The following is a 24,108-nucleotide window of genomic DNA, read 5'->3' as shown; positions in this document are numbered from 1 at the left end:
CGCGCGGCGGCGTCAGGTCGCCGCGTCCGGGCGTGGCGACGTGATGCGCAGCATGCTGACCACCGCGGCGATCGCCGCGAACACCGTGGCGACATACAGCGCGATCGTCGGGCCGTGGTCGGGCGCGAGCCCGAAAATCAGCGCGACGAGCGCGGCGCCGAGGGTCTGGCCGGTCAGGCGCGCCGTGCTCAGCATCCCGCCCGCGCCGCCGCTGCGCTCGCGCGGCGCCGACGACAGCATCGCGCGATTGTTCGGCGACTGGAACAGCCCGAAGCCCGCGCCGCACAGCGCCATCCGCCACACGATGTCGACCGTGCCCGGGTGCGCGCCGATCGTCGCAAGCGACAGCAGGCCCGCCGCGAACAGCGCGAGTCCGATTCCGCCGAGGACGCCGGCCGAGTAGCGGTCCGACAGCACGCCCGCCAGCGGCGCGGCGAACACGATCACGAGCGGCCACGGCGTCATGTAGAGGCCGGTTTCGACCTGCGAGAAGCCGAGCGAATTCTGCAGCCAGAACGGCAGCGCGACGAATGCGAGCATCTGCGACGTGAACGACGCCATTGACGTATAGATCGACAGCGCGAACATCGGGATACGCATCAGGTCGACCGGCAGCAGCGGCGCCGGCTGCGACAACTGGCGCTTCACGAAGAAGTAGCCGACGACGAACGCGACGGCCAGCTCCGCTGCGACGTAAGCGTGGCGTTCGCCGTGGCCGAGCCCGTCGACGGCCGTGATCAGCAGCCCGAATACGCAGGCGTTCATCAGCGCGCTCGGGAAATCGTACGGCGCGTCGTGCAGCGGGTTGGCCGGCAGCGCGCGCACGCTGCCGAGTACCGCGGCGATGCCGATCGGCACGTTGACCGCGAACAGCCACGGCCACGACGCAAACGACAGGATCGCCGATGCGACCGTCGGCCCGATCGCCGACGACAGCGCGACCACCATCGCGTTGATCGACAGCCCGCGCCCGAGCATCGACGACGGGTAGATCATCCTGACCAGCGCAGCATTGACGCTCATGATGCCGGCTGCGCCGAACCCCTGGATCACACGCATCACGGCCAGCATCGGCAGCGAGCCGGCGAGCGCGCAGCCGAGCGACGCCGCGGTGAAGAGCGCGAGCCCCGCGATATAGATGCGGCGATAGCCGACGCGCTCGCCGAGCGACGCGAGCGGCAGCAGCGTGATCGTGACCGCGAGTTGATACGCGTTGACGATCCAGATCGATGCGGCATCGGACGCGTGCAGGTCGCGCGCGATCGTCGGCAGCGCGACGTTCGCGATGGCGCCGTCGAGCACGGCGAGCGTGATGCCCAGTGCGACGCAGACGATCGCCCAGTAGCGTTGCGGAAGCGGCAGGCCGGTATCGGCGTTCATGACGGGAGCGAAAGCGTGGTTGTCCGCGCGCCCGGGCACCGGTTGTGTGCGCAACCATGCTCGCGGGTGGAGGCGGCGGTGAGTGGCCCGGCCGGCCTGGCGGCGCCGGCGCGGGGCCGGTCGAGTGTATCACCGGGCCGCATCGCGCGACGCCAACGCACGCGGGGCCGCCGGCCGCCGTCCGGCGCGCGCATTCAGCCTTCGAAATCGAGGCCGCCGAGCCGCACGAGCGGGTCGGCCTGCGTGCGCGACGCGAGATCGATGTCGCGCGCGCTCTGCCACGCGCCCAGTTTCTTCGGCAGCGCGGCCAGATAATGCTCGAAGCGCTGCGGACTGTCCGGCTCCATCAGCCGCTCGATCTCGTCGGTGTCCCAGGTCAACTCGAGGTTCAGCGGATGCACGAAGCCGCTCACGTGCTCGTGCGGCGCGCTGCGGATCCGCACGCGCGTCGGTTGCCCGTGCCCGCCGTACGGGACGACGTCGGCCTGGACGTGATCGGCGAAGAAGGCGGCGATCGCCTGCGCAATGCGCGGCGCGAATTCGGTATCGAAACGGCGGGCGGTTTCGGGCTGCATGAACGCGTCTCCTGTGGGCTGAAAATCGTAGCACGGCCGTACCGCGTTTCGGTGTGCGTGATACCCGTAATGGCGCGTTACCACTTGCTGCATCTATTACGACCGCGTGCGGCCACAATGCATCGCATCCAGTACCACTTCGCGTGGGAGTCCATCATGAAAAAAATTGCCGCTGTATGTGTCCTCGCCGGTTCGCTCGCCGTGGCGGGCCCGGCGTCCGCGCATGGCCGCGACGGGGGCGCCGTCATTGGCGCGCTGATCGGCGGCGCGGTGCTCGGCGCGATCGTGACGTCGGCGATGAACCCGCCGGTCGCGTACCAGGCGCCCGTGTATCAGGCGCCGGCCTATCAGCCGCCGACGTACTACCAGGCGCCGGCCTACCAGCAGCCGGCGTATCCGAGCTACCAGCAGGCGCAGTACCAGGACGGCGGCCCGAACTATTGCTACGACCGCTATCAGCGCGCGTATGTGTGCGGCGCGCCCGTGTCGGGCGGCTATGCGCAGCCGGCCGGCTGGTAAGCGGACGCGTGACCGGGCTCGGCGCCGCCTGATCGGTGCCGACTGAGTTGCCGGTACGCAGGATGACAAAAGGAAAGGCCCTCGCGTGATGCGAGGGCCTTTGTCATGTCGGGGGAGCTGGTTTTTGCGCCCCACGCAGCGGCTGCACGGAGCCGCCTGCGGATACAAACGGTTGCAATTGGATCCGCGGGATCAGGGGAATCAGTGGCGATGGCCGCCGTCGCCGCGCCCGCCGCCGCCTTCGTTCCAGTCGCCGCGGCGTCCGCCGCCGCGTCCCCAGCCGCCATGGTCACCGCGATCGCCGCGATCGCGATCCCAGCGGCGGTAGTCGCGGTGGCCGCGATCCCAGTCGCGCCCGCCGCCGCCGCCGCCCCATATATTGACCGTGCCATAGACCGGGGCCGCCCCGTAGGCCGGCCCGTACGCGTAGCCGGGATCGGAATAGTAGGGCTGTCCGTAGCCGTATCCGGCGTCCGGGCCGACGACGCAGCCGGCCAGCAGCGTGGCGACGCCGGCGGCAGCAATGAGCTTCAGCATGATGTTCTCCGTGGGTTCCCCTATAAGTACCGCGCGCGGGGATTGGCGACTGTTTGCAATTGTGTCGTCAAATTACAGCCTCGTAAGGTCTTGCGACGAAAGTGTTAGCATCCGGGGCCCATTTTGTTTATCAGGAGCACATCGATGAAATTCGCGATCCGGGCTGTCCTGGCCGCCTTTTGCGTGACGACCGCCGCCGCCTGCGCGGCCGGGCCCGCATCGGCGCCCGCCGTGCCGGCCGAGTCGATCAAGATGTTCCCGCAGCCGGCGGCCGGCCAGCAACGCGCCGTGATCGCGCTGCCAGCGCTCGAGAACGAAGGCGACGCGCGCGTCGAACTGATGATCGGCAAGACGCTGCAGACCGACTGCAACCAGCAATGGTTCGGCGGCGAGCTGACCGCCGAGGACGTGAAGGGCTGGGGCTATACGTACTATCGGCTGACCGATGTGAAGGGGCCGGCGTCGACGCTGATGGCCTGCCCGGGCCAGGCGCCGCAGCAGCGGTTCGTGCAGGTGCGTGGCGACGGCCAGCTGCTGCGCTACAACAGCCGCCTGCCGCTCGTCGTGTACGTGCCGGACGGCTTCGACGTGCGCTACCGCGTGTGGCATGCGTCGAAGGACGTGCAGCACGCCGTGACGCAGTAAGGTACCCGCGCGGCCATGCCGGCCGCTTGCCGCCGCCCGGCCGCGCGCGGTGTCGCGGGTTTCTTTCCGCGGCCTGCCGCTAGCCGCCGCGTGCGCCCGCAAGCGCCGGCCACGCGGCCAGCGCGGCTTGCGCGACCGCTTCCAGATCGCGACGGCTCGCGCCGTCGCGCGCCTGAATCGACATCCCCTGTTGCACCGTCACGTAGTAGCGCGCGATCGCGTCGAGATCCGCGTGCGCGGAGATCTCGCCCGCTGCAACGCCTTCGCCGAGCCGCGCGCGTAACGCGGCGAGCGTCTGCTCGCGCATGGCGATCAGCATTTGCCGAACCGTGTCCGATCGCTCGGCCGGATGCAGCGCCGACAAGACGATCAGGCAGCCGGCCGGCTTCGACCGGCGCGTGAACACGCGCGCGGTCTGCATCAGGTAGTTCTCGATCGCGTCGTGTGCGCTGCCGGCCTGTTCGACGCCGTCCCAGATCTCACGGCCCTCCGTTTCCCGATAGTGCTCGACCGCCTGCCGGAACAACGCCTCCTTGCTGCCGAACGCCGCGTACAGGCTCGGCGACGCAATGCCCATCGCGGCCGTCAGGTCCGTCATCGACGCACCCTCGTAGCCGAGGCGCCAGAACACCTCCATCGCGCGATCCAGCGCCGCTTCCTTGTCGAAGCTTCTCGGTCGGCCCCGTTCAGCCATGACGTCCGTTCCTTCGGTGATATCTGTATCGCTCGATAAAATAATTCAATTGACAGCGCCGCGCAACCTGCCACATTCTGTGTCGGTCGTTACATAAATGACCACAGGAGCTTTCATGAATCGACTTCAGGGCAAGCGTGCACTCGTCACGGGCGGCAGTCGCGGCATCGGCGCGGCCATTGCGAAACGGCTGGCGGCCGACGGCGCCGACGTCGCGATCACTTACGAGAAATCGGCGGAGCGGGCGCGGGCCGTCGTTGCCGACATCGAGTTGCTGGGCCGCCGGGCCGTCGCGATCCAGGCCGACAGCGCCGATCCGGTTGCCGTGCGCGGCGCGGTCGATCATGCCGCGCAGACGCTCGGCGGCCTCGACATCCTCGTCAACAACGCGGGCATCTTCCGCGCGGGCGCGCTGGACGACCTCACGCTCGACGATATCGACGCGACGCTGAACGTGAACGTGCGCGCGGTGATCGTCGCGTCGCAGGCGGCTGCGCGGCATCTCGGAGAGGGTGGGCGCATCGTGTCGACCGGCAGTTGTCTCGCGACGCGCGTGCCCGATGCGGGGATGAGCCTCTATGCGGCGAGCAAGGCCGCGCTGATCGGCTGGACGCAGGGGCTCGCGCGCGATCTCGGTGCGCGCGGCATCACGGTCAATCTCGTGCATCCGGGGTCGACCGACACGGACATGAATCCGGCCGGTGGTGAGCATGCCGGCGCGCAACGTTCGCGGATGGCGATTCCGCAGTACGGCAAGGCGGAGGACGTGGCGGCACTCGTCGCGTTCGTCGTCGGGCCGGAAGGGCGGTCGATTAACGGTACCGGGTTGACAATCGATGGCGGCGCGAATGCATAAGCGTAGAAGTGCGATGTAATTTGCTCGTGTGCGGCCGGCAATCGCTGCACCGATGCCGCGCGCGATCTCGAGGTCGCGCGCGTCCGAATCAGCCCTGACGTTCGCGTGCTGAATAAGGTTCGGGCTTCTATGCAATGTAGGATGCGCGTCAGCGGCGATGAATGATGGAGGACTGCGAACGGTGCCTCCGCACGGAATCCATTTACAAAGTGCGCTGGCGTACTTACGATGACGCCAACTTGGGCTAGCGGAACATCGTATGCGTACAGTCGATCAGGCGATGCTTGCCGCGCTCTGCCTTTGTCTTGCCGCATGCGGCGGTGGCGACGACAACGCGGCGCCGGCACCGCAAACCGTTGCGGGTACATCGACATCTGCCGACACGGCATCCGGCGCATCCACTTCATCGACGAATTCCGGAAGCTCCGGCCCAATCGCAGGGGCGACCGGCGTCACCCCCGGTGCGACGCTTCAGCCGCCCAGCGGCTCCAAACCGGTTCTCGTCGCCGATGTGACGGTCTCCCCGGCCGCCGACGGCAGCGATCAGGCCGACGCGTTGCAGAAAGCATTCGACAGCCTCCAGGCCGGCCAGCGCCTGGTGATTGCGCCGGGCTGCTATGTTGTCGGGCATTCGCTTGCCGTGACCGTGCCGCACGCGGTGATCTCAGGATACGGTGCGACGCTCGCGGCCACGAATCCGGCCGACCAGACGATCGTGATGAGGGGCGCCGGTTCGACGCTCGTCGGCGTGACGCTCGCCGGGACCGGCACGACGCGGCTCACGACGCCCGAGTCGACCAAGGTCGAGGTGACGGGCGCGGACGTTCAGGTGCTCGGTGTGACGATCCAAGGGGGCGCGAGCGCGGGGATTTTCGTGTTCGGCGGCAACGGTGTCGCGATCGTGGGCAATACCGTGCGGGCGACGCTGGCCGACGGCATCCACACGACTTACGGTTCGACCAACGTGCTGGTGCAGAACAATACGGTGACGGGCACCGGCGACGATCTGATCGCCGTGGTCAGTTATCTCGGCGACGGCCGGCTCAGCAGCAACGTGCTGATCGATCACAATTCAGTGTCGGGGAACTCGTGGGGGCGCGGTATTACCGTTGTCGGCGGGCAGGGCGTGACGATCTCGAACAACACGGTCGACGGCGTCGAGAAGGCGGCGGGTATCCTGGTCGCGCAGGAAGACAGCTGGAAGACTTATGGTTCATCGAACGTCGTCATCACCGGCAATACCGTGACCAACATCCAGAACTCGAACGTGAACAACGGCCTGCAGCCGACGCAACAGGGCGCGATCGAACTGGATACATGGACGGGAACGGTGTCGGGCGTCGCGGTGACGGATAACCGCGTGTCGGGGTCCGGCTATGCGGGGTTCCGGGCGTATGGAAACGTGTGTTCGTTCAGCGTGACGGGCAACACGTTTTCGTCGATCGCCGGGTCGCCGGTCGGGCTGTTGACGAATGGGTGCGCGGTGAGCCAGATCGTTGTCGATGCGAATCGGCTCGGGGATGGCAGTGTGCTGGCGCTGCCGGCCGGGGCGTCGTCGACAGGCACGTTTGCCGTGACGGGGGTGAACGCGAGTTTGATGCCGAAGGTCAGGACGGGGTTGACGCAGTGAGGCTGGGGGCCGGCCGTGCTGGTACAACAACATGCAAATCAAAAAGCCCGCTTGCTTTCGCAGAGCGGGCTTCGATGTTGGTTGCGGGGATAGGATTTGAACCTATGACCTTCGGGTTATGAGCCCGACGAGCTGCCAGACTGCTCCACCCCGCGGCGCGAAGTGTACCCCGGACTGTTGCAGTGCGTCAAATGATCAATGATATGGCTCGTCCGGGGCGATGGCGCGTCGCCCATCAGAATGCGCTCGCTGGCATTGCCAGGGTTCTCTGGATACCCGGGTGTTACCTTGGTTCCGATCAAGGTAACGGATCCATGTTTGCTGTCCTCCGGCGGTTGGTGTTAGATGCTTGGAAGCTCATCTCATCTTCCGCAAGCGCAAGTCAGCTTCCCGCGCTTCCGGACCGCTTTCTGACCGATGCCACCACGCGCAACCCTCGGGCGCCACCTTCCCACGTGTCGACTATCGATTGCGTGTTCGTCCGGACCGTCGCGACCGAGGCCACGATCCCGTCGTTCTTTTCGCCCTAGCGCTGAAGCTCTTCTTTCGTAGCGCTCTCGTCGAGGCGTTGTTCGAGTTCTTGGAAGCGACGCCCCCTGCGTGGAGTCGTTCGTCGACGCGCGTGCGTGCCGCGTTGTCGGTCCTTCATTCCCCGTAAACGAGAAATGGCCCGAAGCCGGTTGGATTCATTGAGTTGCTACAATCCTGCACTGTTCCTGATCGCTCGACCTGGCACCAACTCTCCATGGGTATCTATCGCCTCTTGCTCGCACTCGCCGTTGTCCTGTCTCACGTCGGCATTGCCGTCCATGGGAAGAATCCCGGCATCGTTGCGGTCGTGTCTTTCTTCCTGCTGAGCGGTTATGTCATGACCGCTTTGATCGAGCGGCACTATGCGAGCGCTTCTTCCTTTCCGAGGTTTCTCCTCGATCGCTCGATGCGGCTCTTTCCGCAGTTTCTGTTCTACAGTTCCCTCACGCTCGTTTTGATTTTCTTGTTTCACCCTGAGTCCGAGTTCACCTCGGGGTTGACGCCATCGACCGTGGCCATGAATCTGACGATGCTGCCGCTGAACTTCTTTCGATACTTCCCGAACGCGCAAACCGTGCCCCAAGCATGGTCGCTCGGCCTCGAGGCACAGTTCTACCTGGTCATTCCGTTTATCTTGATCTTGGGCCTTCGCGTTCCGGCGATTCTTCTGTCGCTGTCCTTTTTCTTGCTTCCCTTTTTTGATGTGATCGATCCAGACACGTGGAGCTACAGGATGCTTCCAGGCACCCTGTTCATCTTCATAACCGGAAGCTTTCTTCGAACCGAAGATAGAAAGCCCTTGGTAGTGTTCGTCTACGTGACATCGGTTGCACTGTGTGTGCTGTCGGCAACCTATCACGCGATCAAGTATCCGCTGTTCGAGGTCACGTTTGGAATCGCAATTGGAGTGCCGATCGTGGTCGCACTGAGAAAGGTCACCTTCGGATCATTTGATGAACTGTTCGGGAACCTGAGCTATGGCGTCTACTTAAATCACTTCTTCATCATTTGGTGCCTTCAGATCGTGGGCCTTCCTCGGAGCTCGTATTTCTACATCCCTACCTTGGTCGCGAGCTCGCTAATACTCGCATGGGTGTCATACGAACTAGTCGAGAAGAGAGTCGTGGCGGCCCGCCGTCTGTTGCGCAAAAATCCAGCCGATGCCAAATCCGGAACATCAACGGAACTCTCGAAGGCTAGCTAGCGATTGCGATGTTCACGCCTCCGGAGCGACTTGGTCGGGAGCCGGCAATCCGGAATGCGCGCCTCCGGCTCCGTTATAAAACGCTGACCGGAGCTCATCGTAGGTATCGATGGTGACGAGGTGTTCATAGATTTCAGGGCCTTGCGGGGCCGAGAAATACGCAATCACTTCCGATTCAGTCGGAAAATTGAACGTTGATGATGGTCGCTTCTGCACACGGTTCGAGCATCGAATTTTTTCGCGGTTACTGCGGTACGCGCTCCGCTCGCCCTTCCGCCCGGGTGGGATTGCGCAAGCGCACCCAATCTTCGTCAGTCTCTTTTACCCACTTGGCGACCTTGGGCGCTGCCACCCGAGGATCCGCGGTCTGTAGCGAGACTACGTAGTGAATCTTTCCCGCATGCGGAGAGCCAGCGGCGGCAAGCAGCGGCTTTACATCCTCGGGGATGCGGCGGCGGAAGTACAGCAGTGGGCTATTCGACTTCTGCCAGACGTTTAAGCTTAACGGACACGAGTGAGGAGAGATGCAACAGGGCCATTGGAGTACCGCATGTGGTAACCGTTGTGGTACCCATGCACGACCCTGTTAACCTTTTCGGGCAAGCCAGATAAGGCTTTGCTGGAGGATCTCTGGTCCCCCCGACAGGAATCGAACCTGTATCTAGCGCTTAGGAGGCGCTTGTTCTATCCATTGAACTACGGGGAGAGCCGAGTCCGCGCTATCGCGTGCAAAAAACGCGACCGGGACGGCGATGTGGACAGCGCGCAGAGTATAGCAAACGCGCGGCGAATCGGCGGACGGAAAGCGTGCCGATGCGCGGCGCGCGTGCTCAGTGTGTCCAGAAACCGAAAATCGAAATCAGAAATCCACGACGACGAAATCTTCCTTGCCCACGTCGCACAGCGGGCACCGCCAGTCGGCGGGAATGTCGGCGAAACGGGTGCCGGCGGGAATGCCCTCGTCGGGCAGCCCTTCGGCTTCGTTGTAGACCCACCCGCAAATCAGGCAGACCCAGCTCTGGTATTCGATTACTTCGCTCATAGGGCGTTCGCGATGAAGAAAGTCGGTCATGCCGTCCGCGGTGCGGCCAACGGACGAAAGGCGCAATAGTACCGTAATTTCGCCGAACACCTGCGCAACGTCCTTTTAAACGTACGCATCGCGAACAACGGCTGTCATCGCACGGGCCGGGCACGCAGTGTATGCTTCGTGAGCCTTTCAATCTGAAGGAGGAAACGATGCTCAACAAGAAATGGATCGCGGGTGCGGTATGTGTCGCGGCACTGGCCGTGTCGACGCTCGCGCGTGCCGAGGCGCGCGTGTTCTTCGTCGAGCCGAAGGATGGCGCGACGGTGTCGAGCCCCGTGCACGTGCAGTTCGGCCTCGAAGGGATGGCGCTCAAGCCGGCCGGCGACATGACGCCGGACACGGGCCACCATCACCTGCTGATCGACGGCAAGCCGGTGCCGAAGGGCGACGTGATTCCCGCCTCCGACCATTCGCTGCACTTCGGCAAGGGCCAGACCGAAACCGACGTGAAGCTGCCGCCTGGCCAGCACACGCTGACGCTGCAACTCGGCGACGGCGCACACCGTTCGTACGGTCCCGAGCTGAGCTCGACGATCACGGTCAACGTGAAGTAATCGCACCTCCCGCGTGCGGGCGCCCGGCCGCGAAGCTGCGGCCGGATGCCCGCCGTGCCGGCTTCGCGTGGCGGCGAAGTGCGCGATGCCGGCGCCGTCCGCCGAGCGCACGCCTACACGCAGTCACAGCACAAAAAGCACCGCGCACCGGCATAGTCCGTCCGGCCATCCCGGCGCAGGCGTCCGCCACCGGTACAATGGGCGCTTCCGATTTCTCTCTTCGCCGTCTCCCCATGTCGCTTTATTCCATTACCGGCGCGCACCTCGCGTTCGGTCACGTCGCGTTGCTCGATCACGCGGACTTCTCGCTGGAGGCAGGCGAACGCGTCGGCCTGATCGGCCGCAACGGCGCGGGCAAGTCGTCGCTGCTGAAGATCGTCGCCGGGCTCGCGAAGCCCGATGACGGGCTGATCACGCGCCAGCAGGAGCTCGTGACCGTCTACGTGCCGCAGGAGCCCGAATTCGAACCCGGCGCGACGGTGTTCGAGGCCGTGGCATCGGGGCTCACGCACACGCGCGAAGTGCTCGAAGAATACGATTCGATCGCGCACCGCCTCGCCGACACACCCGAAGGCGCCGAGCACGATGCGCTGCTCGCGCGAATGAACGCGCTGCAGTCGTCGCTCGACATGCACGACGCGTGGAACTGGCGCACGCGTGTGTCGATGACGCTCGCGCAGATCGGCCTGACGGACGGCGACGCCAGCGTCGACGCGCTGTCGGGCGGGATGCAGAAGCGCGTCGCGCTGGCGCGCGCGCTCGTGCTGCAGCCCGACGTGCTGCTGCTCGACGAACCGACCAACCACCTCGACTTCGACGGCATCCGCTGGCTGGAAGAACTGCTGGTCTCGCAGCGCGCGGGCCTGCTGTTCATCACCCACGATCGCGCGTTCCTCGACCGCGTTGCGACACGCATTGTCGAGCTCGATCGTGGCGGGCTGCTGTCGTATCCGGGCAATTTCTCCGCGTACCAGACGCGCAAGGCGCAGCAGCTCGAAGTCGAGCGCGTGGAAAACGAGAAGTTCGACAAGCTGCTCGCGCAGGAAGAAGTGTGGATCCGCAAGGGCGTCGAGGCGCGGCGTACGCGCAGCGTCGGGCGCATCGCGCGGCTCGTGCAGATGCGCAACGAGCGCTCGGAGCGCCGCAATTCGCAGGGCAACGTGAAGCTCGACGTCGCGCAGGGCGAGAAGTCGGGCAAGATCGTCGCGGAACTGACGGACGTGACGAAGCGCTACGGCGATCGAACGGTCGTCGACACGTTCTCGACGTCGGTCATGCGTGGCGACAAGATCGGTTTCGTCGGCCCGAACGGCGCGGGCAAGACCACGCTGCTCAAGCTGATCCTCGGCGAGCTGAAGCCCGACACGGGCACGGTGCGCACGGGCACGAACCTGCAGGTCGCGTATTTCGACCAGATGCGCGCGCAGCTCGACCAGGAAAAGAGCCTGGCCGACACGATCAGCCCGGGTAGCGAATGGGTCGAGATCGGTGGCGTGCGCAAGCACGTGATGAGCTATCTCGGCGACTTCCTGTTCGCACCGGAACGTGCGCGCTCGCCGGTGAAGTCGCTGTCGGGCGGCGAGCGCAACCGGCTGCTGCTCGCGCGCCTGTTCGCGCGTCCGGCCAATGTGCTGGTGCTCGACGAACCGACCAACGACCTCGACATCCCGACGCTCGAACTGCTCGAAGAGCTGCTGGCCGACTATGACGGCACGGTGCTGCTCGTCAGCCACGATCGCGCGTTCCTCGACAACGTCGTGACGTCGGTGATCGCGGCCGAGGGCGACGGCAAGTGGCGCGAATACGTCGGCGGCTTCACCGACTGGCAGATCCAGAGCGAGCGTTCGCAGCAGCTCGCGCAACAGGAAGCAGCGAAGCGCGCGGTGAAGGAAGCGGCGCCGGTCAAGGAAGACCCGGCGAAAAGTGCCGCCGGCCGCAACGCGCAGCGCACGGTCAAGCTGTCGTTCAACGAGCAGCGCGAACTCGATGCGCTGCCGCAGAAGATCGCGGCGCTCGAGGAAGAACAGAAGACGATCAACGCGCAGCTCGAGGACGGCGCGATCTTCGCGAAGGATCCGCAGGAAGGCACGCGCCTGACCGAACGGTTCGCGGCGATCGACGACGAACTGCTCGCCGCGCTCGAGCGGTGGGAGACGCTCGAGGCGAAGCGCAAGCCGGTCTGACGCGCGGCGCGCGGCGCGTCGCCGGCCGGCGCGTCGTATCGCCGGTCGCATGACCGGTTGCGCCGTGCGACGATCTTGCGATGGCGCGCCACGCGGAACCAGTAAAATACCGCGCGTCCCGGGTCGCGTAGCGCATGCCGCGCGCCCGCTTTCGAAGCAGTCCAAGCACAGCGTTGTTTCGATTCGCTTTTTTACGGAACTCAACGTTTTGTCCACGACGTTATCCACACCAGGCGTGGACAACGTCCCGATGAATGACGAAATTCAGCGCCTATGTCAACGAAGAAGCCCAGCGCGGCCTATAGCGAAGCATCGATCAAGGTGCTCAAGGGTCTCGAGCCGGTCAAGCAGCGGCCCGGCATGTACACCCGTACCGAAAATCCGCTGCACATTATTCAGGAAGTCATCGACAACGCGTCCGACGAGGCGCTCGGCGGCCACGGCAAGCAGATCACGGTCACGCTGCACGCCGACCAGTCGGTGTCGGTCGAGGACGACGGCCGCGGCATCCCGTTCGGCATGCACCCCGAGGAAGGCGTACCGGTCGTCGAGATCGTGTTCACGCGCCTGCACGCGGGCGGCAAGTTCGACAAGGCCGCCGGCGGCGCGTACACGTTCTCGGGCGGCCTGCACGGCGTCGGCGTGTCGGTGACGAACGCACTCGCGACGCGCCTCGACGTGACGGTCTGGCGCGACGGCAAGATCGCCGAACTCGGCTTCGCCGACGGCGATGTCGTGAAGCCGCTCGCGACGCAAGGCGCGGGCCGCGGCGAGAAGAAGTCCGGCACGCGCGTGCAGGTGTGGCCGAATCCGAAGTACTTCGATTCGCCGAACCTGCCGCTCGGCGAGCTGCAGCGCCTGCTGCGCTCGAAGGCCGTGCTGCTGCCGGGCGTCGAGGTCGTGCTCGTCAACGAGAAGTCCGGCGAACGCCAGACCTGGAAATACGAGGACGGCCTGCGCGGTTACCTGCTCGACGAGATGAACGGCAGCGAGTTGCTGATCCCGCTGTTCGAGGGCGAGCGCTTTGCCGATGCGCGTTCGACCGACGAAACCTTCGCCGAAGGCGAGGGCGCGTCGTGGGTCGTCGCATGGAGCGAGGAAGGTTCGCTCGTGCGCGAATCGTACGTGAACCTGATTCCGACGCCGGCCGGCGGCACGCACGAGTCGGGCCTGCGCGACGGTCTCTACCAGGCGGTGAAAAGCTTCGTCGAACTGCACAACCTGCAGCCGAAGGGCGTGAAGCTGCTCGCGGAAGACGTGTTCGCACGCGTGTCGTTCGTGCTGTCCGCGAAGGTGCTCGACCCGCAGTTCCAGGGGCAGATCAAGGAACGCCTGAACAGCCGCGACGCGGTGAAGCTCGTGTCGTCGTTCTCGCGGCCGGCGCTCGAGCTGTGGCTGAACCAGCACGTCGAGCACGGCAAGAAGCTCGCCGAACTCGTGATCAAGCAGGCGCAGGCGCGCACGCGCGCGGGCCAGAAGGTCGAGAAGCGCAAGAGCTCGGGCGTCGCGGTGCTGCCCGGCAAGCTGACCGATTGCGAGACGGAAGATATCGCGCGCAACGAACTGTTCCTCGTCGAGGGCGACTCGGCGGGCGGTTCCGCGAAGATGGGCCGCGACAAGGAATACCAGGCGATCCTGCCGCTGCGCGGCAAGGTGCTGAATACGTGGGAAACCGAGCGCGACCGCCTGTTCGCGAACAACGAGGTGCATGACATCTCGGTCGCGATCGGCGTCGATCCGCACAGCCCGGACGAAACCGTCGACCTGTCGAACCTGCGCTACGGCAAGATCTGCATCCTGTCGGACGCGGACGTCGACGGCTCGCACATCCAGGTGCTGCTGCTCACGCTGTTCTTCAAGCACTTCCCGCAGCTGATCGAACGCGGCCACGTGCATGTCGCACGGCCGCCGCTGTTCCGCGTCGATGCGCCCGCGCGCGGCAAGAAGCCCGCGCAGAAGCTCTATGCGCTCGACGAAGGCGAACTCGAGGCGACGCTCGACAAGCTGCGCAAGGACGGCGTGCGTGAAACCCAATGGAGCATCAGCCGCTTCAAGGGTCTCGGCGAAATGAGCGCGGAGCAGCTGTGGGACACGACGATGAACCCCGACACGCGCCGCCTGATGCCGGTAAAGCTCGGCGAGCTCGACTACGAGGCGACCGTCGCGCGGATGACGATGCTGATGGGCAAGGGCGAGGCAGCCGCGCGGCGCGGCTGGCTCGAGGAAAAGGGCAACGACGTCGAAGCGGACATCTAACCCGCGCGGCCGGGCATGACGCCCGGCCCGGCCTCACGCCATTTACGAATACGGAATTCAGATGGACGACAATACTTCCGATCTCTTCGCCGGGTCCGACGCACCGGACGCCGATGCGCTGACGCTCGGCAATTACGCGGAGCAGGCGTACCTCAGCTACGCGGTCAGCGTCGTGAAGAGCCGCGCGCTGCCCGACGTGTGCGACGGCCAGAAGCCGGTGCAGCGCCGGATCCTGTTCGCGATGAACGAAATGGGCCTTGGCCCCGACGCGAAGCCGGTGAAGTCGGCGCGCGTGGTCGGCGACGTGCTCGGTAAATACCACCCGCATGGCGACCAGTCGGCCTACGACGCGCTCGTGCGTCTCGCGCAGGATTTCTCGCTGCGCTATCCGCTGATCGACGGGCAGGGCAACTTCGGCTCGCGCGACGGCGACGGCGCGGCGGCGATGCGATACACCGAAGCGCGGCTCACGCCGATCTCGAAGCTGCTGCTCGACGAGATCGACCAGGGCACGGTCGACTTCATGCCGAACTACGACGGCTCGTTCGAGGAACCGAAGACGCTGCCGAGCCGCATGCCGTTCGTGCTGCTGAACGGCGCATCGGGCATCGCGGTCGGCCTCGCCACCGAAATCCCGTCGCACAACCTGCGCGAAGTCGCGGCGGCGGCGGTCGCATTGATCCGCAATCCGAAGCTCACGCACGCGGAGCTGATGAACCTGATCCCCGGCCCGGACTTCCCGGGCGGCGGCCAGATCATCTCGAGCGACGCCGAGATCGCGGCGGCCTATGAAACCGGCCGCGGCAGCCTGAAGGTGCGCGCGCGCTGGAAGATCGAGGATCTCGCGCGCGGCCAGTGGCAACTCGTCGTCACCGAGCTGCCGCCGAGCACGTCGGGCCAGAAGGTGCTCGAGGAAATCGAGGAGCTGACCAACCCGAAGCTCAAGCTCGGCAAGAAGACGCTCACGCCCGAACAGCTCAACACGAAGAAGGCGATGCTCGACCTGCTCGACGCGGTGCGCGACGAGTCGGGCAAGGAAGCGGCGGTGCGGCTCGTGTTCGAGCCGAAGTCGCGCACGATCGACCAGACGGAATTCGTGAACACGCTGCTCGCGTATACGAGCCTCGAGTCGAACGCGACGCTGAACCTCGTGATGATCGGCGCCGACGGCCGGCCGGGCCAGAAGGGGCTGCTGACGATCCTCGACGAATGGGTGAAGTTCCGCCAGCTGACGATGACGCGCCGGTGCCGCCATCGTCTCGCGAAGGTCGACGACCGCATCCACATCCTCGAAGGGCGGATGATCGTCTTCCTGAACATCGACGAGGTGATTCGCATCATCCGCGAGGCGGACGAGCCGAAGGCCGCGCTGATGAGCGCGTTCGGCCTCACCGACCGCCAGGCGGAAGACATTCTCGAAATCCGGCTGCGCCAGCTCGCGCGGCTCGAGAAGATCAAGATCGAGAAGGAACTCGAGACGCTGCGCGACGAGAAGGCGAAGCTCGAGGAACTGCTCGCGAACGAAAGCGCGATGAAGCGGCTGATGATCAAGGAGATCGAGACCGACGCGAAGCAGTACGGCGACGATCGCCGCACGCTGATCCAGCAGGAAAAGCGCGCGACGTTCGAGGCGAAGGTCGTCGACGAGCCGGTGACGGTCGTCGTGTCGCAGAAGGGCTGGGTGCGCGCGCTGAAGGGTCACGGGCTCGACCCGGCCGGCTTCACGTTCAAGGCGGGCGACCACCTGTACGCGGCGTTCCAGTGCCGCACGCCCGACCGCCTGATCGCGTGGGGCAGCAGCGGCCGCGTGTACTCGGTCGACGTGTCGGTGCTGCCGGGCGGCCGCGGCGACGGCGTGCCGGTGACGTCGCTGATCGAGCTCGAATCGGGCTCGCACCTGATGCACTACTACGCGGCGCCGGTCGACCAGCAACTGCTGCTCGCGTCGAGCAACGGGTTCGGCTTCCTCGCGAAGGTCGGCGACATGGTGAGCCGCGTGAAGGCCGGCAAGGCGTTCATGACGATCGATACGGGCGCGGTGCCGCTCGCGCCGATGCCCGTGCTGCCGAACGCGACGCAGGTCGCATGCCTGTCGAGCGGCGGCCGGCTGCTGGTGTTCGGGATGGACGAGATGAAGACGCTGTCCGGCGGCGGCCGCGGCGTGATCCTGATGGCGCTCGACGACAAGGAAACGCTCGTGCAGGCGCTCGCGATCGACCCGGCCGGCGTCGTGCTGATCGGCACGGGTCGCGGCGGCAAGGCGCAGGACGAAACGCTGTCGTACGCGGGGCTCGCGCCGCACATCGGCAAGCGCGCACGCAAGGGCCGCGCGCCGGAGACGAAGCTCAAGGTCGTCAACGAACTGCGTCCGCTGCTCGGCTGACGCCGCATCCGCTTGCCGGCTCGACCGGCATCGCAGGCCGCACCTCCGCTTCGGCGGGCGTGCGGCCTGTTCTTTTGCGCGGCGTATTCAGGTAAGCGACAGTGGCGGCGCCACGCGGAATTTGCAAAATAGTGTGAAATGCCGCCCGGGGTCTGAACCGAGCGGCGGGCCGCCGGTCGAACGTCGCTCGAGACCGCGCGTGACGCGGCTGTTCGTTGCACCCAACCCCTATCAGGATTGTCGCCATGTCCCACGCTGTTGCCGTCGCGCTGTTTCTTCACCTGCTGGCCGTCGCCGTGTGGGTGGGCGGGATGGTCTTCGCGAATTTCTGCCTGCGCCCGGCGCTGTCCGACCTGACGCCGCAGCTCCGGCTGCCGCTGATCGAGGGCGTGTTCGGCCGCTTCTTCAACTGGGTGTCGGGCTCGGTGATCGTGATCCTGCTGTCCGGCGGGTTCCTGCTGATGGCATTCGGCGGCGCGCACGCGACGTGGACGCTGCATGCGATGGCGGGGCTGGGCGTCGTGATGATGCTGATCTTCGGCCACATCCGCTTCGCGCTGTTCCCGCGTATCCGCCGCGCGGTGCAGGCGCAGAACTGGCCCGATGGCGCGCGTGCCGTGAACACGGTGCGCCTGCTCGTCGTCGTCAATCTCGTGCTCGGCGTCGTGACGATCGGCGCCGCCGTGCTGTCGCGCGGCTTCTGACCTCCGATTCCGCGGCGCCGTTCGGCACCCGCCGCTACGCGGCCAGCATTGCGTCGAGCAGCCACGCGCCGGCCGGGCCGAGCGGCCGGTTGCGCGACCAGACCGCATCGACCCGCACGCGCCGCGGCCAGCCGCGCGAGCGCAGCTCGCACAGCCGGTCGCGCGCGAAGTGCTCGACCATCCAGCGCGGCAGCTCGGCCCAGCCGAACCCCAGCACCGCCATCTCCAGCAGCATCAGATAGCTCGGCGCGAGCCAGCGCTGCGTGCCGACGACGATCCGGTCGTCGGCGCCGCGATCCTCCGGCTTCACGTAGGTGTTCAGGCGCAGCTCGCGCGCGTCGCGCAGCGCCGCATGCGGCACGTCAGCGTCGCCGTGGGCGGCCAGCGCGTGCGTGCGTCCGACGAACAGACCGATCTCGGATTCCTCCGCCACCGTCGCCGCGCCGATATCGGGCGGGTAGACGGCGCGCGCGGCCATCAGCCCGAGCTGGGCGCGGCCCTGCTGGATCAGGTCGAGCACGTCCTCGTGCTCGGCGATCTGGCATTCGAGCTCGAGCGCCGGAAAACGTCGCTCGAGCGCCATCAAGGTTTCCTCGTATCGCTTCGACTGGTACGTATCGGACACGACGAGCGTGAGCCGCGCTTCCTCGCCCTGCGCGAGCCGCGCGGCGGTGCGGTCGATCGCCGCGCCGGCTTCCAGCGTGCGCTGCACCTGCGGCAGCAGCGCGCGGCCGGCATCGGTCAGCGTCGGCGTGCGCGTCGAGCGGTCGAACAGCTGCACGCCGAGATCGATCTCGAGGTTCGCGATCGCTTCGGAGACCGTCGACTGCCGCTTGCCCAGCTTGCGCGCGGCGGCCGTGAACGAGCCGAGCAGCGCGGCTTCGGCGAAGGCGAGCAGGGCTTCGGGGGCGTGGCGCATGCGGCGGACCTCACGGCGTTGTATCGGTAAAACCGATGATATCAAACTGGATTCATACGGTCGTGCCGATCAAAATGGCCGACATGAGCTGGACCAACGAATCGGAGGGAAGCATGAAACAGATGAACAAAACGGTGACGGAACGCCTCGTTCACGCGCTGACGTTCGAGCTGGTGGCGATCGCGCTGTGCGCGCCGATCGGCGCGTGGCTGCTCGACATGCCGGTCTCGCACGTCGGCGTGCTGACGGTGATGGTGTCGCTGATCGCGATGGCCTGGAACATGACGTTCAACACGCTGTTCGACCGCTTCGAGCGGCGGGCCGGCCTCACGCGCACGCTCGGGATGCGGATCGCGCATGCGGTCGCGTTCGAGCTCGGCCTCGTCGCGATGGTGGTGCCGGTCGCCGCGTGGTGGCTGGATGTGAGCCTCGTCGAGGCGCTGCTGCTCGACCTCGGCATCGTGCTGTTCTTCCTGCCTTACACGTTCTGCTTCAACCTCGCCTACGACGCGCTGCGGGCGCGCTGGGTCACACGCCGCGTCGCGGTGCAAGCAGGCTGAGCGGCAAGCGGTGGCGGTGATCGCAACCGGCCGTCAATGCGCGACGGCCCACAGCCATACGCCGCACGCGATCGCGACCGCGCCGTAGACGGCATACACGGGCACCTTGAAGCGCGCGAAGCACAGCATCGCAAAGGCGCCCGTGAGCCAATAGACGGGATCGGCCGGTTCGCGATGCAGGATCTTCACGACGGCGACGACCAGAAAGCCCGTCGTCGCCGCGCGCATCAGGCGCATCCCGTGCTCGAAGCGCGAGTGGCGCTTGAGCCGGAACAGATGGTTTTGCGCGAACACGACGAGACACCCCGACGGAATGAACAGCGCGGCGGTCGCGAGCAGCGCGCCGATCCAGCCGTCGGTCAGGTAGCCGAGAAACGGCACGACGTTCAGCAGCGGGCCGGGCGATACGGGCGACAGCGCGAACGCGAGCGTGAAGTCGTGATCGGAGATGCCGGTCCCCGGCGACACGAACAGCGTCTTGAGCACGGGCAGCGCGGAGAAGCCGCCGCCGAACAGCGTCATCCCGGCGCCGGCGAGCCGCGGCCACAGCAGCGTCATCTGATAGTCGCCTGACAGCGGCAGCGCGAACAGCGCGACGAGGACGGCGAGCAGCACGAGCAGGTTGCGGTCGCGCCGGGACAGCGTGAAGTCGACCACGTCGTCTTGCGGCGGCCCGGTCAGCCAGCCGGCTGCAAACGCAGCGAAAAGAATCCCGACGAACGCGGCAGGACTATGCGCGAAAGCGAGCAGAATCGTCGATAGCGCGGCAATCAACTGTTCGAGCCGCGTGCGCACGAGCGTACGCAACTGCTTGATCCACGTGACGCCGATCAGCGCGGCGAGCACCATCCCGAAGTGATTGATCAGCATCGGCGCGGCGAGCGAGCGCACGATCGGCGTGCGGTAGAAGATCGCGAACAGCGTCATCAGCAGGAAGAACGGCAGCACACTCGCGATGCCGGCGATCCACGCGCCGATGCGGCCGTGCAGCGTCTGGCCGACCTGCACCGCGACATTGCAGCCGACGGGGCCCGGCACGAGCCATGCGAGGGCGATGAAATCGGCGAACACGTGCGGCTCGATGCGCTGCAACCGGTCGACGTAGTGGCGTTCGAGCTGCGCCATCATCGACAGCCCGCCCCACGACACGGCGGAAATGCCGGCGATGACCTTGAACAAGGTCCATAGGGAGGCCTGTGCCTGTTCGACACGTTCGGCCGCTTCGACTTCGACGGTTGTCATGACTATGCTGTTGGCGCTGGGCCTGGTCTCGCGCGTGAAAACGTGCCGGCGGCCCGCCGACACGGTGGCCCTCCCGATTGTCCGCCGCGCATCGTGACACTGCCATGCGCGAAAACGCTAGTAAATGGACTAAACAATCGGATCGGAAGCCGAAACAATCGATGGGCCGCGCAACACGTGCCGTGCGTGTTGCGGGCTCAGGCGCCCGTGCTGCCGGTCGCGCGGTGGGCGAGGACGTTCGGCCGGGCGCCGCGCACGCCGAAGCGTGCGATCAGCGCGGGAATCGCGTCGGCCGGCACGGGGCGCGAGAACAGGAAGCCCTGCGCCTCGATCTCGCCGAGCGCGGACAGCCACGCGATCTGCTCCTCGGTCTCGGTGCCCTCGACGACGACCGTCAGGCCGAGCGAGCGTGCGAGATGCACGATCGACGACACCATCACGCACACGCTGCGATCGTTCGGGATGGCCTGCACGAACGAGCGGTCGACCTTCAGCGTGTCGACGGAGAAGCGGTGCAGGTACGACAGCGACGAATAGCCGGTGCCGAAATCGTCGAGCGCGATCCGGATGCCGAGCTTCTTTAGCGCGACGATCTTCTCGGACACGAGCTCCGGGTATTCCATCATCGCGGTTTCGGTGATCTCGAGTTCGAGCCGGTTCGCGTCGATGCCGGTGTCCTGCAGCGCCTGGGAAATCGTCTCGATCAGGTCGCCGCGCCAGAACTGCACCGGCGAGATGTTGATCGCGAGTGTCAGCGTGTCGTGGCCGTCGTCGCGCCAGCGCGCGATCTGTTCGCATGCGGTGCGGATCACGAAGTCGCCGATCGGCACGATCAGGCCCGTCGATTCGGCGATCGAAATGAATTCGTTCGCGGAGATGACTCCGTGCTCGGGGTGGTCCCAGCGCGCGAGCGCCTCGAAGCCGGTGATCGTGCGGTGCGTCAGGTCGATCTTCGGCTGGTAGGCGAGGAACAGCTGCCCTTCGGCGAGTGCGACGCGCAACTGCTGTTCCCAGCGCATCAGGTGGTCCGCGCGGTGCGACAGGTGCGGCGCGTAGAACTGGTAGCAGTTCTTGCCGGCGTCCTTCGCGCTGTACATCGCGAGGTCGGCCTTCTTCAGCAGGTCGATCTCGCTTTCGTTCGCGACGCTGTGCAGCGCGATGCCGATGCTGGCGTGCAGCACGAACGAACTGCCGCGCACGTCGAACGGCTCGCCGAACATCCGGATGATCGCTTCCGCGAGCCGCACCGCGCGCCGTTCGATGTCGTCGCCCTTCATCACGACCACGAACTCGTCGCCGCCGATCCGCGCGAGCGACCCTTCGTCGCCGACCGCATCCGACAGGCGCGACGCGGTCATCTGCAGCACGATGTCGCCGGCGTTGTGGCCGAGCGTGTCGTTGACGGTCTTGAAGTTGTCGAGGTCGATGAACAGCAGGCCGAGCCGCGACAGGCTGGCCGGCATCGACACGTCGTTACGCAGCCCGCGCAGCGTCGCGTAGCGGTTCGCGAGGCCGGTGAGCAGGTCGTATTCGGCGAGCTGGGTCATCTCGCGCTCGCGCCCCAGCAACTTGCCGATCAGCCCTGTCGCGACGCTGAAGAACGCGAGCATCGCGAGCGTGATGAAGCTCGTCATCAGCAGGTAGACGTTGCGCGTGTGGTAGTAGTCCGCGAATTCCTCGGTCTGCGACAGCCCGACCATCACGGCGAGCGGGTAGCCGTCGAGGTGGCGGTACGACACGATGCGCGTCACGCCGTCGATCGGGTCGATGATCGTGCCCGTCACGCGCTCGGCGATCGGGTACACGCCCGAGGCGGAGAACGCACCCGGTGCGTTGCTGAGCGAGCCGGTGCGCCGCGCGAGCACGGCACCCGTGTCGGACACCACGGAGATCACGCCTTCCTTGCCGATCGCCGCGTTGTTGTAGAAGTCGTTCGTGAAGTAGCTCGGGTCTTCCGACACCACGACGATGCCCGCGAAGCTGCCGTCCGGGTTGTTCAGGCGCCGCGTCATCTGCAGCGTCCAGTGGCTCGACACGCGGCCGAGCACCGGCTTGCTGATGTACAGGCGGTCGTCGTTGTGCGCGAGATGCACCTTGAAGTGCTCGCGATCCGACAGGTTGATCGGCTGCGGATGGAGTTCGGCCGTGTTCGCGAACAGGATACCCTTCGCGTTCACGAGCGAGACCTGGATCAGCGTGTCGCTCGGCACGACGCCTTTTTCGACCGCGCTCGCGAGGTTGAAGTGCGCGGGCGATTTCTCGAATTCGAACTTGACGAAGCGGGTGATCTGGTCGACCTGGTGGATCGCCTTGACGGTGTGCTGCTCGAGCGCGGACGACAGGATCGCCGCGGATGCCGCCGCTTCCTTGTACGCGCTGTCCTTTTCGACCGACAGTCGCGCGATGATCACCGCCCACAGCAGCGCGAGCGCCAGCATCCCGAGCAGCGGGATCGCGAACAGCGCACGCCGGCGCGATTTGCGCGGCGCACGTAGCGGCCGGGTCGGCGGCGTGTGGTTGGACCGGGCGGAGCTCATTGAAGAAGGGCGGCGTCCTGCTCGCTTGCGCCATCCTCGTCGGGATGGCCGGCTATGGTTGGGGTCGCCCCGGCGTCTGTTCGTTCGCGGGATGCGCAACCATGGACAGACCCGCCGAAGCGACGGATTAGGCCCGATATTACTGGTTGGAACGTTTTTGCGATAGCCGGGCAACCTCAGGGCGCCCGGCCGGGCCATCGCACATGGTGAAACGTCGAAACGTCAGGCGGGCATCTGGAACGTGCCGTCCACGACCGTCACGACGTGGCCGCCGATCCAGATCGTGCCGTCGTCGTCATAGCGAACGGCAATGCGGCCGTCGCGGCCGATCGCCGTGCCCTGGCGGGCCGTATACGACGTGCCGGGGCGGCGCTGCTGGCGGCTCAGCAGCTCGGCCAGCGCGGCGTTCGCGCTGCCGGTGGCGGGATCCTCGCCGATGCCGAAACCGCCGCCCGTCATCAGGCAGCGGATTTCGAACGTCGCGGGGCTGTCGTCGGGGTGGGGCGCGTAGGCCGCGAGGCCGTGCGCGCCGTAGCGATGGGTGAGGGCCTCGAGCGCGGCCGGATCGGGCGCGAGGCCGATGCAGGCCTCGGCCGACGTAAGCCGCACGACGAGCCATGGCGCGCCGTTGTCGACCGCGCACGGTTCGGCGTCCGGATCGATCGCATTGCTGCGCAACGCGGCCGCCAGCACCGGATAGTCCGACCGGTCGAGTGGCATGAACCGTGCCGGCGGCGCGGCGAATGCCCAGCCGTCGGCCTGTTCGCGCAGTTCGACCCGGCCGACGCCGCATTGCTGGATCAGCACGCCCGGCGTGCGCGGTCGCGCGCCGCTTTCCAGGAACGCGTGCGCGGTGCCGAGCGTCGGGTGGCCGGCGAACGGCAGTTCGCCGCCCGGCGTGAAGATCCGGACGCGGTAATCGGCCTCCGGATCGGTCGGCGTGCACACGAACGTCGTTTCCGACAGGTTCGTCCAGCGGGCGATCGCCAGCATGTCGTCGTCGCCGAGCGAATCGGCGTCGAACACCACCGCGAGCGGGTTGCCCTTGAACGGCACCGACGTGAAGACGTCGACCTGCTTGAAACGGACGCCGTGGCTAGTCATCGTGA

Annotated in this window: 21 protein-coding genes and 2 tRNA genes; 11 read left to right on the top strand and 12 right to left on the bottom strand. The window is 66.2% G+C overall.

From position 1 onward, the window contains the following. Positions 1–12 precede the first annotated feature (12 nt). Entirely contained in the window at positions 13–1,380 is a 1,368-nt protein-coding gene (locus tag LMA02_RS12185; RefSeq protein ID WP_228905142.1) for an MFS transporter, read from the bottom strand. Positions 1,381–1,574: 194 nt separating this feature from the next. Further along, entirely contained in the window at positions 1,575–1,955 is a 381-nt protein-coding gene (locus tag LMA02_RS12180) for a DUF5594 family protein (RefSeq protein ID WP_228905141.1), read from the bottom strand. Between the two features lie 117 nt (positions 1,956–2,072). Here LMA02_RS12180 and LMA02_RS12175 point away from each other — a divergent pair, with 117 nt between their 5' ends. Then, positions 2,073–2,474: a hypothetical protein gene (locus tag LMA02_RS12175; RefSeq protein ID WP_012364418.1), complete on the top strand. Its 402-nt coding sequence runs from the start codon at positions 2,073–2,075 to the stop codon at positions 2,472–2,474. A gap of 201 nt (positions 2,475–2,675) precedes the next feature. Here LMA02_RS12175 and LMA02_RS12170 read toward each other — a convergent pair whose 3' ends face one another. Then, the gene (locus LMA02_RS12170; RefSeq protein ID WP_166725399.1) at positions 2,676–3,011 is read right to left on the bottom strand and encodes a hypothetical protein; all 336 of its coding nucleotides are present in this window, start codon (positions 3,009–3,011) and stop codon (positions 2,676–2,678) included. A 144-nt stretch (positions 3,012–3,155) separates the two neighbouring features. Between LMA02_RS12170 and eco the strand changes: the two genes are divergently transcribed. Further along, positions 3,156–3,656, top strand: a complete 501-nt coding sequence (eco, locus tag LMA02_RS12165; RefSeq protein ID WP_228905139.1) for a serine protease inhibitor ecotin — start codon at positions 3,156–3,158, stop codon at positions 3,654–3,656. A 79-nt stretch (positions 3,657–3,735) separates the two neighbouring features. Here eco and LMA02_RS12160 read toward each other — a convergent pair whose 3' ends face one another. Continuing rightward, a complete protein-coding gene (locus tag LMA02_RS12160; RefSeq protein ID WP_228905137.1) occupies positions 3,736–4,350 on the bottom strand; it encodes a TetR/AcrR family transcriptional regulator in 615 nt (204 codons plus the stop codon). A 115-nt stretch (positions 4,351–4,465) separates the two neighbouring features. Here LMA02_RS12160 and LMA02_RS12155 point away from each other — a divergent pair, with 115 nt between their 5' ends. Next, positions 4,466–5,206 (top strand): SDR family NAD(P)-dependent oxidoreductase, encoded by a 741-nt coding sequence (locus LMA02_RS12155; protein ID WP_228905135.1) that lies wholly within the window; start codon positions 4,466–4,468, stop codon positions 5,204–5,206. Between the two features lie 433 nt (positions 5,207–5,639). Further along, positions 5,640–6,836 carry a right-handed parallel beta-helix repeat-containing protein gene (locus tag LMA02_RS12150; protein WP_416378667.1) on the top strand — a complete coding sequence of 399 codons (1,197 nt, stop codon included), beginning with the start codon at positions 5,640–5,642 and terminating at the stop codon, positions 6,834–6,836. 78 nt (positions 6,837–6,914) lie between these two features. Here the strand turns inward: LMA02_RS12150 and LMA02_RS12145 are convergent. Then, positions 6,915–6,991 (bottom strand) — tRNA-Met (locus LMA02_RS12145). A 590-nt stretch (positions 6,992–7,581) separates the two neighbouring features. Between LMA02_RS12145 and LMA02_RS12140 the strand changes: the two genes are divergently transcribed. After that, positions 7,582–8,571 (top strand): acyltransferase family protein, encoded by a 990-nt coding sequence (locus LMA02_RS12140; protein ID WP_228905131.1) that lies wholly within the window; start codon positions 7,582–7,584, stop codon positions 8,569–8,571. 244 nt (positions 8,572–8,815) lie between these two features. Here LMA02_RS12140 and LMA02_RS35540 read toward each other — a convergent pair whose 3' ends face one another. The 3 genes from LMA02_RS35540 to LMA02_RS12130 all read right to left on the bottom strand — a co-directional run bounded on the left by LMA02_RS35540 (position 8,816) and on the right by LMA02_RS12130 (position 9,613). Then, positions 8,816–8,998, bottom strand: a complete 183-nt coding sequence (locus tag LMA02_RS35540) for a DUF6538 domain-containing protein (RefSeq protein WP_416378666.1) — start codon at positions 8,996–8,998, stop codon at positions 8,816–8,818. 204 nt (positions 8,999–9,202) lie between these two features. After that, positions 9,203–9,277: transfer RNA gene (locus tag LMA02_RS12135), tRNA-Arg, on the bottom strand. A 153-nt stretch (positions 9,278–9,430) separates the two neighbouring features. Next, positions 9,431–9,613 carry a rubredoxin gene (locus tag LMA02_RS12130; protein ID WP_012364402.1) on the bottom strand — a complete coding sequence of 61 codons (183 nt, stop codon included), beginning with the start codon at positions 9,611–9,613 and terminating at the stop codon, positions 9,431–9,433. Positions 9,614–9,810: 197 nt separating this feature from the next. Here LMA02_RS12130 and LMA02_RS12125 point away from each other — a divergent pair, with 197 nt between their 5' ends. The 5 genes from LMA02_RS12125 to LMA02_RS12105 all read left to right on the top strand — a co-directional run bounded on the left by LMA02_RS12125 (position 9,811) and on the right by LMA02_RS12105 (position 17,741). Beyond that, the gene (locus tag LMA02_RS12125; protein WP_228905124.1) at positions 9,811–10,215 is read left to right on the top strand and encodes a DUF4399 domain-containing protein; all 405 of its coding nucleotides are present in this window, start codon (positions 9,811–9,813) and stop codon (positions 10,213–10,215) included. A gap of 197 nt (positions 10,216–10,412) precedes the next feature. After that, on the top strand, positions 10,413–12,398 hold the full coding sequence (locus tag LMA02_RS12120; RefSeq protein ID WP_228905123.1) for an ATP-binding cassette domain-containing protein: 1,986 nt from the start codon (positions 10,413–10,415) through the stop codon (positions 12,396–12,398). A 273-nt stretch (positions 12,399–12,671) separates the two neighbouring features. Further along, positions 12,672–14,654: a DNA topoisomerase IV subunit B gene (locus tag LMA02_RS12115; RefSeq protein WP_228905120.1), complete on the top strand. Its 1,983-nt coding sequence runs from the start codon at positions 12,672–12,674 to the stop codon at positions 14,652–14,654. A gap of 61 nt (positions 14,655–14,715) precedes the next feature. Next, positions 14,716–17,037 carry a DNA topoisomerase IV subunit A gene (parC, locus tag LMA02_RS12110; RefSeq protein WP_228905118.1) on the top strand — a complete coding sequence of 774 codons (2,322 nt, stop codon included), beginning with the start codon at positions 14,716–14,718 and terminating at the stop codon, positions 17,035–17,037. 245 nt (positions 17,038–17,282) lie between these two features. Then, complete coding sequence (locus LMA02_RS12105) at positions 17,283–17,741, top strand: CopD family protein (protein ID WP_006752878.1); 459 nt, start codon at positions 17,283–17,285, stop codon at positions 17,739–17,741. A 34-nt stretch (positions 17,742–17,775) separates the two neighbouring features. Here LMA02_RS12105 and LMA02_RS12100 read toward each other — a convergent pair whose 3' ends face one another. Then, complete coding sequence (locus tag LMA02_RS12100) at positions 17,776–18,660, bottom strand: LysR family transcriptional regulator (RefSeq protein ID WP_105833029.1); 885 nt, start codon at positions 18,658–18,660, stop codon at positions 17,776–17,778. 113 nt (positions 18,661–18,773) lie between these two features. On the opposite strand from LMA02_RS12100, the gene LMA02_RS12095 reads away from it, so the two are divergent. Beyond that, positions 18,774–19,220, top strand: a complete 447-nt coding sequence (locus LMA02_RS12095) for a multidrug/biocide efflux PACE transporter (protein ID WP_228905116.1) — start codon at positions 18,774–18,776, stop codon at positions 19,218–19,220. 33 nt (positions 19,221–19,253) lie between these two features. Here LMA02_RS12095 and LMA02_RS12090 read toward each other — a convergent pair whose 3' ends face one another. The 3 genes from LMA02_RS12090 to LMA02_RS12080 form a co-directional block, all read right to left on the bottom strand. Continuing rightward, positions 19,254–20,462: a chromate transporter gene (locus tag LMA02_RS12090; protein WP_228905114.1), complete on the bottom strand. Its 1,209-nt coding sequence runs from the start codon at positions 20,460–20,462 to the stop codon at positions 19,254–19,256. Positions 20,463–20,659: 197 nt separating this feature from the next. Further along, positions 20,660–22,999 (bottom strand): EAL domain-containing protein, encoded by a 2,340-nt coding sequence (locus tag LMA02_RS12085; protein ID WP_166724885.1) that lies wholly within the window; start codon positions 22,997–22,999, stop codon positions 20,660–20,662. A gap of 222 nt (positions 23,000–23,221) precedes the next feature. After that, entirely contained in the window at positions 23,222–24,103 is an 882-nt protein-coding gene (locus LMA02_RS12080) for a PhzF family phenazine biosynthesis protein (protein ID WP_228905112.1), read from the bottom strand. Between the last annotated feature and the right edge of the window lie 5 nt (positions 24,104–24,108).

It is taken from the genome of Burkholderia sp. B21-005, from assembly GCF_020843965.1.
Classification (GTDB): Bacteria; Pseudomonadota; Gammaproteobacteria; order Burkholderiales; family Burkholderiaceae; genus Burkholderia; species Burkholderia ambifaria.
This window is presented reverse-complemented; position numbering and strand designations above follow the sequence as displayed.

Bases quoted from the DNA above. Each gene is read 5' to 3' on its own strand.
- LMA02_RS12180 (WP_228905141.1), bottom strand. From the start codon at position 1,955: ATGCAGCCCGAAACCGCCCGCCGTTTCGATACCGAATTCGCGCCGCGC.
- parC (WP_228905118.1), top strand. From the start codon at position 14,716: ATGGACGACAATACTTCCGATCTCTTCGCCGGGTCCGACGCACCGGAC.
- LMA02_RS12080 (WP_228905112.1), bottom strand. From the start codon at position 24,103: ATGACTAGCCACGGCGTCCGTTTCAAGCAGGTCGACGTCTTCACGTCG.
- LMA02_RS12160 (WP_228905137.1), bottom strand. From the start codon at position 4,350: ATGGCTGAACGGGGCCGACCGAGAAGCTTCGACAAGGAAGCGGCGCTG.
- LMA02_RS12130 (WP_012364402.1), bottom strand. From the start codon at position 9,613: ATGAGCGAAGTAATCGAATACCAGAGCTGGGTCTGCCTGATTTGCGGG.
- LMA02_RS12170 (WP_166725399.1), bottom strand. From the start codon at position 3,011: ATGCTGAAGCTCATTGCTGCCGCCGGCGTCGCCACGCTGCTGGCCGGC.
- LMA02_RS12115 (WP_228905120.1), top strand. From the start codon at position 12,672: ATGTCAACGAAGAAGCCCAGCGCGGCCTATAGCGAAGCATCGATCAAG.
- LMA02_RS12095 (WP_228905116.1), top strand. From the start codon at position 18,774: ATGAAACAGATGAACAAAACGGTGACGGAACGCCTCGTTCACGCGCTG.
- LMA02_RS12085 (WP_166724885.1), bottom strand. From the start codon at position 22,999: ATGAGCTCCGCCCGGTCCAACCACACGCCGCCGACCCGGCCGCTACGT.
- LMA02_RS12120 (WP_228905123.1), top strand. From the start codon at position 10,413: ATGGGCGCTTCCGATTTCTCTCTTCGCCGTCTCCCCATGTCGCTTTAT.
- LMA02_RS12105 (WP_006752878.1), top strand. From the start codon at position 17,283: ATGTCCCACGCTGTTGCCGTCGCGCTGTTTCTTCACCTGCTGGCCGTC.
- LMA02_RS12090 (WP_228905114.1), bottom strand. From the start codon at position 20,462: ATGACAACCGTCGAAGTCGAAGCGGCCGAACGTGTCGAACAGGCACAG.
- LMA02_RS12140 (WP_228905131.1), top strand. From the start codon at position 7,582: ATGGGTATCTATCGCCTCTTGCTCGCACTCGCCGTTGTCCTGTCTCAC.
- LMA02_RS12185 (WP_228905142.1), bottom strand. From the start codon at position 1,380: ATGAACGCCGATACCGGCCTGCCGCTTCCGCAACGCTACTGGGCGATC.
- LMA02_RS12175 (WP_012364418.1), top strand. From the start codon at position 2,073: ATGCATCGCATCCAGTACCACTTCGCGTGGGAGTCCATCATGAAAAAA.
- LMA02_RS12125 (WP_228905124.1), top strand. From the start codon at position 9,811: ATGCTCAACAAGAAATGGATCGCGGGTGCGGTATGTGTCGCGGCACTG.
- LMA02_RS12155 (WP_228905135.1), top strand. From the start codon at position 4,466: ATGAATCGACTTCAGGGCAAGCGTGCACTCGTCACGGGCGGCAGTCGC.
- LMA02_RS12100 (WP_105833029.1), bottom strand. From the start codon at position 18,660: ATGCGCCACGCCCCCGAAGCCCTGCTCGCCTTCGCCGAAGCCGCGCTG.
- eco (WP_228905139.1), top strand. From the start codon at position 3,156: ATGAAATTCGCGATCCGGGCTGTCCTGGCCGCCTTTTGCGTGACGACC.